The organism is uncultured Veillonella sp., assembly GCF_915069625.1.
In the GTDB taxonomy this organism is placed as follows: domain Bacteria; phylum Bacillota; class Negativicutes; order Veillonellales; family Veillonellaceae; genus Veillonella.
The window spans coordinates 1-10,726 of the sequence record NZ_CAJZFD010000055.1 but is presented as its reverse complement, the minus strand read 5'-3'; the positions used below and the strand labels follow the sequence as shown (position 1 = coordinate 10,726).

Here is a 10,726-nt window from a genome sequence, read left to right as displayed (position 1 = left end):
CTTTTTCCCAGCCTACTCCATGTGAATAACAGAATTTCATATATAATACATTTTAGTATTTGTGTTATTTGTAAAAATCATGTATTTAGGAGTGAACTATTATGAACAAAAAACATTTAGCAGCTGCTTTCGCAGTATTCGCAGCTACAACTATGTCTTTCTCTGCTTTCGCAGCATCTGTTGATGCTAATGCACGTGCTTACGAACGCGCTGCAGCTGAGCAATATACTTACGCTGCACCTCAAGCAGCTACACCAGCGTACCAATCTGGTTATGTAACAAGCGCACCACGCCCTGGTTACAAACCATTACCAGCGGTACCTTACACAGCAGGTGACATGGCTCAACAAATGCCTGTATCTAAAGAATTAGGCGATCCAATCTTCGTAGCACCTGAAACAACAGCTGTAGGTCTTCAAATCATGGACCCTATCGCTACTAACAGCCAACCTGTATACCAAGAAACTGTAACTTCCGTAACAGCTAATGGTAACGGCAGTGCATATGTTTCCCGTTATAAAACTAACCAATTAAACGCATTCGACTTGTTGTTGAACGGCAAATCTTACACTTACGACTTGCCTGCATACACTAACGGCTACCAAGTGAAAACTGCTAGCTCCTACAACCGTGCTGGCGACGGCGTTGCAAATGTATTCTCTACAAACGTAATCACTGAAGCAGTTGTAAACAACAACTCCTTGCGTATCACTGTTAACATGACTCAACCAACAGCTGTAGCAGCTGCTAAATTGCGTTCCATGCAACAAACTGGTCAAGTAGCAGGCGGTGAAGTAGCTGCATTGTTCGCTTACAATGAAAGCTATGATGGTGTAAAACAAGCTGCTCATTACGACGTATTCAACAACGGCAACCGTTACATCGTTGTTAAATCTGGTGCTGTAACAGTTCCAAATGGTGCACAACACCCTTACGCAACTGCATTGTTCGCAGTAACTGACGACACTGTAGCAGCTGTAACAGTATCGGGCAACACTGCTGATACTTACGATTTAGTTAAAGGTACTGCATACGCAATTGCACAATCCGCTCGCGTATCTAACGCACGTACTCGCTAATTCTAACTATAATTCGTTACGAATTAACTATAATGGTGAAAGCTACAAGCCTTCACACCTAAAGACTATATAAATCACCAAAGCCCCGAATGAGATATCTCATTCGGGGCTTTTTTATGCATCTTACCAATTGAATTCTTTTTATGCATCTTACCAATTGAATTCTTATATTTATTTTTTTACGATAATCTTGTAAATACTTCTAACGCTTTATAGGCCATCAAACGATAGCCTCTTGCATTAGGATGTACTTCACCGGCAAAGACAATTTGGCCTATTTGATCCGCTTCGTATAAGGTTGTATAGAAATCTATAAACTTTATATCATGCTCTGCTGCATAGGCTTTCAGTTGTTCATTGACCTCTCGCACCACAATGTCGAGTCCATCCATATCACTATCGATTTGTGTTTCTAAACCAATAATAACCTTCCCCTTTGTGCTCGCTAGTTCAATAGCTTTCACCAAGGTCTTGAACACATATGTGCTATCTCGACCTTGCAAAATATCATTAGTACCACACATTAAGAAGATATGACGCGTTGAATCAGCTACAGCTGTAGGTAGCCATTTTTCAATGTTATAAATCATGCCCTGAACGGAGCAGCCGTCTTCACCATAATTTGTAAAATGTACACCCTCTATAGATGCATCACAAATTTCAACCCAACCTTGGCCATAAGGCACATCATAACCGCGGGTGATGCTATCGCCAAAACAGATAATTTCCATATCTAGACCTCCTGTACTATGCATTAATCATATAACAAAATGACAATTATATACAATATACATACTATGGATTTTTATATGCATTTTTTATAGAATTACATGTTTGACTATGGTATACTAATTCCACATAAGAGAGGTCAAAGATGAGAAAACTATATCCCTTTTTAATACTAGCATTAGCAACATTACAATCAGCTAGTGCGATTTCACAATATGAATTAGAGAACAAGCCTACTCAATACCAAGTTGCTTATAATAGCCCTTCGGAGACTGTGTATATCGACTTAAGTACACTTAGCTTAGCACAGTCAGGTCCTACATATAGTACGCTTCACGCTCGTACAATTAGTCTCTATAAAAAGCAGAATATTATTGCTGATTATTCAACTAATTATACATACCATCGTGGTAATACATCTAAAGATATTTACCTCATGGATTGGCATGTAGCACCGGCGAAATTCTACCAAGTAAATGGCGCACCTATAGAAACTGCTAATAATCAGCGTTCTGTTCTATCTACAGGTGCTCACGTCGCTACAAAGGGTTCTCCTGTAGCTGAAATAGGTCAATTTATTTTACATAATGCATTGGAATTAGAGCGTATTACCTATACATCTAAGAACCCATACGTACCACCTCGTCCATATAAACCATTGAGTACACCGGCTCCAACAGAAGGTAGGCCATTATTTGGAGTTCAGCCACCAGAAGGTATCTATAAACCGCTAAACCAATTAGAATCTCCTTATACATCTAATCAACCACGGTTATTTCCTTCTAAATTAGGTATATATGGACCCGTTCCACCACCACCGCCTCAAGGGCCTCGACCTAGTGATTGGATTCTCGACATTCAAAATCAGGACATGCCCGATCCAAATACACCTATGAGTGATTGGAGACCTCAACCTGATTATCATGCACCGCAAAAACCATAATCAAAAAATATAGTTACTCGTAACGTATAAAAAGAGACTGAACTGTCCCCTATTTTGAACTGCACCTCCAAAATTGTGTCCAATTTTTGGGGTGCAGTTCATTAGGAGATCTAATTCAGTCTCTTTTGTTTCATATTTTGTTTGTTTCCATACAATCAGAGGAACCTATTGTATGATGCTTTCACATTATTTAAGACGTACAAAGAACAATGCAATAGCACCGATAACTGGTGCAATGGCAAGGGTCATCAATGCAGATTGATAACTGCCTGTAGCTGTTAACATGCTACCTAAAATCATAGGTGCCAACATAACGCCAATCTGATTAAACAAGTTTACAAAGCCTGCAGTTGTACCGCGTAAATGAGGTGCTGCGGATTGAATTACGAGAGCATTTGTTAAAGCACTATGCATGAAAGCACCAATACCAAGAATTGGACCTGTTATAAAGAGCATATCTGGATTTGTGGTGCTCGCAAAGAGGATCAATGCTGGTGCAAATAAGAACATAACAAGCGCCACCAAATGGTTCTTCTTAATCGGTAATATATCGGACAAAATACCGATAGTCGGTTTCGCAATAAGCGCGGCTAAACCAAAGGCAGACATTACATGACCTGCATAGATGGCATTAACGCCGAGCTGTTTAACCATGTACAAGTTTGACCATTGCGCCACCGCCCAGGTAGCACCGGTAGCAAAGAAGCCTGCAAAGGCAAGACAACAAATGTTGCGATTCTTCAAAACATGTAACAAGTTTTCCTTTAAAGAAGTCTTTTCCCCTATATGAGCAGATGTAGCACTCACCTCTGCTTCTCGTTGAGCTAAAATCTCAGCACTTGGCTTACGAACCGTAAAGTAGCTAAGAATGAAAACAAGGATTGGTAATACTGCTGTTAAAAGAAATGCATTTTGCCAACCATAATTAGTTGCCACATATGGTGCATAAAGGTTTACAGTAGTCAATCCAAGGGATGTACAGGACATGAAGATACCCACGGCTGCACCACGTTGATTAGGCCCAAAGTAATCCCCAATAGCACTTAAACAAGATGCTTGTACCGGACCAGATACAATACCTAATAAGAATCGTAATACCCATCCATAGGTGTAATTATCTATAGTACTCATCAATGCCGTAATAACTGCCATAGCAAGTAAGCTTACCAAAATGGTGTAACGATAACCAATGCGATCCGCTAAGATACCACCTGGTAGAACCATAATGGCATAGCCCATATAAAAGGCGGATAAATAGGCTGTACCCATTTGAGGCGTAAAGCTCAAGGCCTCATTAACGATAGGCATCAAGGATGCCCAAGATAAACGCATAACAAAGCTAATCAAAAATGTTAGCCACACGCTGACGAGAATTAAAATCTGAGTTCGTGAGAAACTAAGTCGATTCATACGAGCTCCTTTCTACAGAAAAATAACATATAAAGCTATCATACTATAAATAGAAAGAGTTTTTCAAACTAAAAAAGAACCCGTTACCAAAACGATAAAGGGTTCTCTCTAGTATTATACAAGGAACGGGCTCCAATTGCCTTACCAAGTATATTAATAAATCAAAAGAAACGAGCAACAGGCAACAAATGGCCCAACTGGTCTTTAAAGATTTATATTATACGAATAATATAGCACAAGTACGAGATTAAAGCTATATATAAAACCCTCTAGGCGATAACCTAAAGGGCTTTCTAAGTCGTGGCGGAAATAGTAGCTATTTCGCATTAGTTGCTTTCTCCGTCTTCTTTGGTCTGGTTAAATCCTTTTTAGTTTTGTTTAAGTTGTTTGAACGAAGAATAATCCACCAGATAGATCTCGATTTATAAAAATATATCCGATATTCTCAGTTAGATAAAAAATTTCATTTACTTCTTCAGGCAGATTCATTCCTAAGATTTGACCTATGAAAATATATTTTTCTAGAAAATCATCACTCTCTTGTTGTAAATATTCAGGTTGTCCTCCTAGAAAACTCATTTCATCTAAATTCTCAATAGGATTAATTGGATAAAATTTATCTAGGTTAAACTTGAACTGATTTTTATCTCCGACGATAACTCTTGTGTATCCTTGAATAGCATCGTCAATTTCAGTAATGTAGTCAAGAAAATAATCTTCTTTATCATAATAAGAAAAAACGTAAATTGCTTTATCTTTATATTCCATATCCTGAAAATCTGTTTTAAATTGAGGTGCAATAGTTAATAGATTTTCAATTGGTATAAAAGCAACTAATGCTAACTCATGACCATCTGGCGCTATCACTTTATTTGAATAGTCTAAATCTAGCCCAACTAATATATTATTTATATTGGCTTTGCTATCTAAAAAGTTAAAATTAACGTATCCATTTTTTTCCATTTAAATTCTCCTAAAAATTTAAGGGCATTTCTCACCTACTTTTTTCAATTTTCTAAGAAATTTCTTGGCTTCTTTTCTTAATCCTCCTCCAGAAGTTTTGGGTTTGTAATGATAATCCGCTAAATCTTATTAATTAATTGATATTTATCAATATTTTTAATTCGTCTGGTAGTTTGGCACCATTTCTATATGCCTTTTTAGCCCAAAATATGGCTTTTTCTTTATTGCCTTGTGTGAAAAATAAATCAGCTAAATTAGATTGGGCAATTGGATGTCCATTTTTTGCCGCTATCTCTAGCCATTTAAATTCCAAATCTCGATCTAAAGATACAAACATATGGTATTGATATAATTTGAATGCTGAGTTTTTATCGCCATTAGTAGCGTTCTTTTCGAGAATTTGAATTTCTTCATCTGAAATCCAATAAGTACTACCTGTTGATTTAAAGTTAGTCATTTTAAATTTCTTTCCGGATGTTGTTTACATGATATTAAAGGGGTGTACCTGTGCGTACCGCACATGACCTACGTCAGGATTGGAAGTTTCATGCGGGCTACAACTTACTTATTCATCTTCATAAGCATCACCATAGCTTTGAAAAGAAGAATCTAACCAAAACCATTCTTTTTCATTTGAAACCAATTTTTCCAGTAGTTCTGTAAATGACTTCGCAATAATGGGAGACTCATCAGGTGTAGCATGAGTTTCTATAAAACTATCATAACAAAAACCAAATCTTTTTTTGTTTAAGTCTATACTGATATATTGACTTAGCTCTTGTGAAGATGCAATCATGAACCAATCATTACTGATATCATCTGCCAACTCCTCCCAAATAACATCATCAGCTGGATATAGAATTTGGTTTGTTGGTTGCAATTCTGAAAGTGAACTGATTCTTATCTCACAAGAAGTATTAATATTAAGAATAGCATATTCATAATTTTCATAAAAGAATTCTAAATCTTTTGGCAAAGAAAAAGCAAATTCTGGTTTTGATACCGCTTTCAAGAATTGATGGCTACTTTTTTGTTCTAATTTTTCAATTAATTCTTTGATTTTCATAAAATACTCCTTAGGACTGAGAGTTTTTGTTCAGGCTACAGCTTGCTAATTATTGATAATAGATTTTTTAGCTATATGTATTAGATCTTTATAATTCTCCATAAAAGGTTCTTCTAATGTGGATTCTAATAAGCATTCTAAGTCATATAGTATTTTTTGCTCAGCTTCATCAATAATTTGATTATTTTCAACGAACTTAACAAGCCATTCAAAAAAAACTAAGACTTCATGGTTGTTAAGTTTAATAATATAGTCGTTAGACTCTTTTTTAATTTCCATAATATTATAATGCTCCTCGAGAAACTACATTTTGTAAATGACTGGTAATGAGATTCTTAAAGAACCAATATTTCAGACGACCTTAAAGAGGATAGTGAGGTCGTCTGAAAAACAGAAACCGCTTGCGTACCGCGCACACCCTACGTCAGGACTGAAGGTTTTGTGTGGGCTACTGCTAGCTATTCACCCAACAATGTTTCTTTAAATAAGCTATCAAGTGATTCATATAACATTTCCATTTCCGATGATTCATGGTAATAAATAAAAATATGTCCCTGTTGATCCATTAAAATAGGATTACCTGAACCATCATCTGATATTGCATAAAGTTTATTCATTGGTTGTTCATGTAATCCTAAAAGTTTTTGAAATCCCTGAGTTAATTCGATAACTGTTTCTTTTCCAATTAATGTTGAATTATGGAAAGCATGGATATCCAAACCAGCGCTTGCGCCGCCGAATTTTTTAATAAATTCAATGTAATCATCGTGAAATTTTATTCCTAAAATATTTTCAGCATGTTTAATTTCCTCACTACTAGCGGGTATCCCTTTAAGCTCAGGGTAATCTTGAAAATATTTAATAAGTAAATTCATTGTTTCGTAGCTAATCATTTAATACCTCTTCTAGATAATTCTTTTAAAGCTTGGTCGTACCAGAACTCGCGCTTCCATTGATTAAATTCATCTCTATTATCAATGCCACATTTATTTCCTGTTTCACGATTGCAATACTGGTTTTGCAAGCGGAAGGGCTAGTATGCGCTATCCGTTACCTTGATTTCCTCATTCAGACGACCCCAGCTAGTGTAGTTGCCGAACAATAAGAGGTTGCCGAGGTCGTCGTAGTAGTAACTTGTGCCGTTGTAGATTTTCAGGCGGTTATCTTGAACGGTAGGGATAACGAGTTATTTAATCAAATTTATTTTCAAATCGCATAAAAAAACATCCTTTATACATATTCAATAAAAGAATATTATCATTATTTTCAATAATACATATTTTTTCATATAGAAAATTTGGAAAATCAGCCAATACATCTGTAACAGCACTATCTATTGCTTCATACTCATCATCTGTCAGTGGCGAATCAATATATACATAAAGAGTAAATAATTCTTCAGTCATATCAAATGCAATAAGTCTGACTTTCTTACAAATTGCTCCAAGAAAAGCCGTTTGCATACTTAAAATAATTTCTTTTCTTTTCATAATTAATTCCCCAAATAAAATATAGAATTTATGTTATATCAGGCAATGCAGGAACAATATAGGCTCCTTTTTTAGATTAATGAATTATTCCCCATTCTGTCAGAGTCTCATCGCCTGTATCCTTATCAACACAACTTCCAATAAATCCTGAGGATTTGCAGACGGAAGGGCTGGTATGCGCTATCTGTTACCTTGGTTTCCTCTTTCAGACGCCCTCAGGCGGTGTATTCGCCGTACCACAACAGATTGCTGTCCTTATCGGTCATTTCTCTTGGGATGCCGATTTGGTCGCAGTGGAAGTAGTGGGTTTGTTGCGTCTTTCGCTATCTTCGTTGGTCCAGTTGCATACCTGTGCCAAGGGGTCGTAGCTGCCGGAATCGGTGTAGATATAGGTATATCTGCCGTCCGATCTGGCTTCTTGCTGTATATGGCTGTCGCCCCAAACGAAGCGAGTATGGTTTTCGAGGTCGACTGAAACTGTCTGAAAAGCAAAAACCGCGTGCGTTCCGCTCCCCCTAGTCAGAACTGGAGGTTTTGTGTAGGCTACGGCTTGCTGTTAATCTGATTATTAAAGACCGTCTGAAAATCTTGCGTTGGATTCAATGCTTTATCTAGATAGCGATTATCATGTTTTTTATTTAAGCTAGTTTAATTTAAAAACGACAAGCTTCCCCTCAGGATATTTACCTTCCCATCCACAAGGCCAAAACCCTTTAAAATAAGCATCTTCTATCATATTCCAAATAGGATAATTTTTCTTATATTTGTTGTTTAAATAACAATTAAATAAATCGGCATCTATATCACTAAATAAACTATCTTTTAATCCCTCCTCTAAGTGCAAGGAATTCAATTTTTTTTCAATTGCAGGAACAGCATATTCATCCCAAAAATTGTCATCTTCATCTGTAGATAGCTTTAAAATTAGTGAGTTTGATTCACGCGAATCCGCCCAAACAGTCTCTAAATCATACTGCTGATATGCATATCTTTGTGCTACTGAAATATCTTGAATAATTTTCCATCGGCTGTTTTGAAAATTACCTGATACTTCTAGTAAATTATTTTTTATAAATCCTAATATTATATTCATAATGTTATTCCTTATTATGTTAAGTAATTAATCCAATCTTGTTTTGTTGTCGGTTTATATAAAGACATACTTCCTGACTTAAGTGCCTTATGAATTTTGGATTGTAATGATTGAATTTTTCTGGCCTTTTCTCTATCACATTTAGAATTTTTATCAATATTATCTACTATTTCCATAATTGCTTGATTATATCCTCTATGATAGCCCTTATGTTTAGAACGGGTAGTCCCTTTAGATAGAGATTCCGGTAACATAATTCCGTTACCTTTTCCATTAAGTTTAAATAATCCTTGTTTTTCTAGAAACCTTAGCTTATGTATTCGATTAACAAAATAATAAGTAGATTTAGGAATTATTTATTAACTTTTCGAGATATTCAATACTTCTGAATAAAGAATGTTCACCTATTTGCTGTATCAAATTTGATGAGTTCCCAAATAATATTTTTTCTAAATACTTTTTTAGAATTATAAGCTCATCTTTTTTTAAGAGATTTAAAGCGTGAGTGATGTTTTCTGCGGCAGGTATATTTATAATAAATTCTTCTATATTTACTGGAATATCATCATTTCTAATGCCATTGCTGATGCTATCAATAATTTTAGGCATTAAATAATTTATTCCTTCTGGTGAAAAAAAGATGAATGGTACTAAATTATGTTCATCAATAATAATTTTCTCTATTGGGGTATATTCGTAATACTTAAATTCATCTTTAAATTCCTCTATTTTATAGATATTTTCTCGATAAAGTTTTTTGAACAATCCTTCTTTAGGATAATCTCTATAGGGAATTTTCAGGAAGGGCATATTTATCTCCATTTTCGGTAATCAATCGGTCGAGGCCTTCGTAGGCAAAGCGGTAGCGCGCACCATTTTCATTGGTGATGGCTGACCGACTATTTTCCCAGGCATACCTTTGTCAGTATTTTTTGGATAAAAATCATAGGGAAGGTCATCTGAGAATTGATTTTAGACGACCTTGATGTATTGTTGGGGCTCGACCCAACCTATGGTCTAAAAAGGTCTTAAAGAGGCTTGTTACCTTTAAATATATTAAATCTTGATAGATTAGCTCCTTTTGATTGAATATGTTTTATAGCTAATTCAAGTTCATTAAATTCATTAAATTCTTCTATCTCATAATCTTCAGCCTGATCCAATTTATTTTTTGGTACTGTATAGTAATATGTGGTATAAGTTCCATTATTTTTCTTAATAGCAAATACTTGATAAACAATCTCTCCATCAATTTCAATAAGTTCATCATATCCTTTTGTTTGTAAATTAGTTAAATTTAACATATCTATCTTCCTATAATATCAATACGCATTTGTTTCCCATCCGGACGTCTAATATTTATATGCGGGTACTTTCCATGTCCTGTTCCTTGTGGATCAGCATATCCTTTAGGACGTCCTGTTGCTTTATCAATTCTCTCCACCTTCCAACCCAATCGGATTCTGATTCACAAACTGACCCACTTCAGGCTCATAATAGCGCATCGGGTTGTAATGCAACCCCGTCTCACGGTCAGCGTACTGGTTTTGCAGGCGGAAGCAGGTTTGCGGTTGAGGCGTACGTCAAGAAACTATTTAAATTCTTCCAATAATTTTTTTCTTAATTCCGCAAATTCATCCGATAAATTATTTTTAAGTTCAGTATAAATTTCATCATCGATTTTACTTTGAGTGAATAGTGTCTTTTCAATATAAGGGATAACTTTTTTAGAACTAATTGAAATTAAAAATGCAATAATTTCATTGTAAATATAAGATTTTTCATTAAATTGGCTTAGTTTATGTATTAGTAAATTTTCAATTGATTCTGATTTATAATGTTTTCCTTTTAATCCATACAATACCCATGAGATAATTTTATGATGCTTGCTGTTTAAATTTTTTATAAGATATTCTTTTATATAATTTCTTTTTGGGAAATATGCAGAACTAA

At 35.3% G+C, this 10,726-nt stretch carries 15 protein-coding genes and 2 pseudogenes; 2 read left to right on the top strand and 15 right to left on the bottom strand.

What is annotated here, in order from left to right; genetic code table 11:
- Positions 1 to 101: 101 nt before the first annotated feature.
- Positions 102 to 1,079 (top strand): hypothetical protein, encoded by a 978-nt coding sequence (locus tag QZ548_RS04345; protein WP_105093665.1) that lies wholly within the window; start codon positions 102 to 104, stop codon positions 1,077 to 1,079.
- Between the two features lie 179 nt (positions 1,080 to 1,258).
- On the opposite strand, the gene QZ548_RS04340 is transcribed toward QZ548_RS04345, so the two are convergent.
- Entirely contained in the window at positions 1,259 to 1,810 is a 552-nt protein-coding gene (locus tag QZ548_RS04340) for a GDSL-type esterase/lipase family protein (RefSeq protein WP_295824019.1), read from the bottom strand.
- 143 nt (positions 1,811 to 1,953) lie between these two features.
- On the opposite strand from QZ548_RS04340, the gene QZ548_RS04335 reads away from it, so the two are divergent.
- Complete coding sequence (locus tag QZ548_RS04335; protein WP_295824017.1) at positions 1,954 to 2,751, top strand: hypothetical protein; 798 nt, start codon at positions 1,954 to 1,956, stop codon at positions 2,749 to 2,751.
- Positions 2,752 to 2,937: 186 nt separating this feature from the next.
- Here QZ548_RS04335 and QZ548_RS04330 read toward each other — a convergent pair whose 3' ends face one another.
- The 14 genes and pseudogenes from QZ548_RS04330 to QZ548_RS04275 form a co-directional block, all read right to left on the bottom strand.
- Positions 2,938 to 4,161: an MFS transporter gene (locus QZ548_RS04330; RefSeq protein WP_287533556.1), complete on the bottom strand. Its 1,224-nt coding sequence runs from the start codon at positions 4,159 to 4,161 to the stop codon at positions 2,938 to 2,940.
- Between the two features lie 378 nt (positions 4,162 to 4,539).
- Positions 4,540 to 5,124: a hypothetical protein gene (locus QZ548_RS04325; protein WP_295824015.1), complete on the bottom strand. Its 585-nt coding sequence runs from the start codon at positions 5,122 to 5,124 to the stop codon at positions 4,540 to 4,542.
- Between the two features lie 133 nt (positions 5,125 to 5,257).
- Complete coding sequence (locus QZ548_RS04320) at positions 5,258 to 5,581, bottom strand: sel1 repeat family protein (protein WP_295824013.1); 324 nt, start codon at positions 5,579 to 5,581, stop codon at positions 5,258 to 5,260.
- A 108-nt stretch (positions 5,582 to 5,689) separates the two neighbouring features.
- Positions 5,690 to 6,190 carry an SMI1/KNR4 family protein gene (locus tag QZ548_RS04315; protein WP_295868593.1) on the bottom strand — a complete coding sequence of 167 codons (501 nt, stop codon included), beginning with the start codon at positions 6,188 to 6,190 and terminating at the stop codon, positions 5,690 to 5,692.
- A 45-nt stretch (positions 6,191 to 6,235) separates the two neighbouring features.
- Positions 6,236 to 6,469: a hypothetical protein gene (locus tag QZ548_RS04310; protein WP_295824009.1), complete on the bottom strand. Its 234-nt coding sequence runs from the start codon at positions 6,467 to 6,469 to the stop codon at positions 6,236 to 6,238.
- A gap of 179 nt (positions 6,470 to 6,648) precedes the next feature.
- Positions 6,649 to 7,083: an SMI1/KNR4 family protein gene (locus QZ548_RS04305; protein ID WP_295824007.1), complete on the bottom strand. Its 435-nt coding sequence runs from the start codon at positions 7,081 to 7,083 to the stop codon at positions 6,649 to 6,651.
- 297 nt (positions 7,084 to 7,380) lie between these two features.
- Positions 7,381 to 7,680 carry a hypothetical protein gene (locus QZ548_RS04300; protein WP_295824005.1) on the bottom strand — a complete coding sequence of 100 codons (300 nt, stop codon included), beginning with the start codon at positions 7,678 to 7,680 and terminating at the stop codon, positions 7,381 to 7,383.
- Between the two features lie 215 nt (positions 7,681 to 7,895).
- Positions 7,896 to 7,973, bottom strand: a pseudogene (locus tag QZ548_RS09025) (RHS domain-containing protein); the annotation flags it as partial.
- 350 nt (positions 7,974 to 8,323) lie between these two features.
- On the bottom strand, positions 8,324 to 8,773 hold the full coding sequence (locus tag QZ548_RS04295; RefSeq protein ID WP_295868590.1) for a hypothetical protein: 450 nt from the start codon (positions 8,771 to 8,773) through the stop codon (positions 8,324 to 8,326).
- A gap of 14 nt (positions 8,774 to 8,787) precedes the next feature.
- Positions 8,788 to 9,093 carry an AHH domain-containing protein gene (locus QZ548_RS04290; RefSeq protein ID WP_295868596.1) on the bottom strand — a complete coding sequence of 102 codons (306 nt, stop codon included), beginning with the start codon at positions 9,091 to 9,093 and terminating at the stop codon, positions 8,788 to 8,790.
- A gap of 25 nt (positions 9,094 to 9,118) precedes the next feature.
- On the bottom strand, positions 9,119 to 9,583 hold the full coding sequence (locus tag QZ548_RS04285) for a hypothetical protein (RefSeq protein WP_295824002.1): 465 nt from the start codon (positions 9,581 to 9,583) through the stop codon (positions 9,119 to 9,121).
- Between the two features lie 218 nt (positions 9,584 to 9,801).
- Positions 9,802 to 10,077: a hypothetical protein gene (locus QZ548_RS04280; protein ID WP_295824000.1), complete on the bottom strand. Its 276-nt coding sequence runs from the start codon at positions 10,075 to 10,077 to the stop codon at positions 9,802 to 9,804.
- 126 nt (positions 10,078 to 10,203) lie between these two features.
- Positions 10,204 to 10,329, bottom strand: a pseudogene (locus QZ548_RS09020) (RHS repeat-associated core domain-containing protein); the annotation flags it as partial.
- Positions 10,330 to 10,364: 35 nt separating this feature from the next.
- On the bottom strand, positions 10,365 to 10,726 hold a 362-nt coding region (locus tag QZ548_RS04275; protein ID WP_295868587.1), incomplete at its 5' end, for a hypothetical protein.

Excerpts from the sequence above, each read along its gene's own strand:
- QZ548_RS04345 (WP_105093665.1), top strand. The coding sequence starts at position 102 with ATGAACAAAAAACATTTAGCAGCTGCTTTCGCAGTATTCGCAGCTACA.
- QZ548_RS04340 (WP_295824019.1), bottom strand. The coding sequence starts at position 1,810 with ATGGAAATTATCTGTTTTGGCGATAGCATCACCCGCGGTTATGATGTG.
- QZ548_RS04335 (WP_295824017.1), top strand. The coding sequence starts at position 1,954 with ATGAGAAAACTATATCCCTTTTTAATACTAGCATTAGCAACATTACAA.
- QZ548_RS04330 (WP_287533556.1), bottom strand. The coding sequence starts at position 4,161 with ATGAATCGACTTAGTTTCTCACGAACTCAGATTTTAATTCTCGTCAGC.
- QZ548_RS04325 (WP_295824015.1), bottom strand. The coding sequence starts at position 5,124 with ATGGAAAAAAATGGATACGTTAATTTTAACTTTTTAGATAGCAAAGCC.
- QZ548_RS04320 (WP_295824013.1), bottom strand. The coding sequence starts at position 5,581 with ATGACTAACTTTAAATCAACAGGTAGTACTTATTGGATTTCAGATGAA.
- QZ548_RS04315 (WP_295868593.1), bottom strand. The coding sequence starts at position 6,190 with ATGAAAATCAAAGAATTAATTGAAAAATTAGAACAAAAAAGTAGCCAT.
- QZ548_RS04310 (WP_295824009.1), bottom strand. The coding sequence starts at position 6,469 with ATGGAAATTAAAAAAGAGTCTAACGACTATATTATTAAACTTAACAAC.
- QZ548_RS04305 (WP_295824007.1), bottom strand. The coding sequence starts at position 7,083 with ATGATTAGCTACGAAACAATGAATTTACTTATTAAATATTTTCAAGAT.
- QZ548_RS04300 (WP_295824005.1), bottom strand. The coding sequence starts at position 7,680 with ATGAAAAGAAAAGAAATTATTTTAAGTATGCAAACGGCTTTTCTTGGA.
- QZ548_RS04295 (WP_295868590.1), bottom strand. The coding sequence starts at position 8,773 with ATGAATATAATATTAGGATTTATAAAAAATAATTTACTAGAAGTATCA.
- QZ548_RS04285 (WP_295824002.1), bottom strand. The coding sequence starts at position 9,583 with ATGCCCTTCCTGAAAATTCCCTATAGAGATTATCCTAAAGAAGGATTG.
- QZ548_RS04280 (WP_295824000.1), bottom strand. The coding sequence starts at position 10,077 with ATGTTAAATTTAACTAATTTACAAACAAAAGGATATGATGAACTTATT.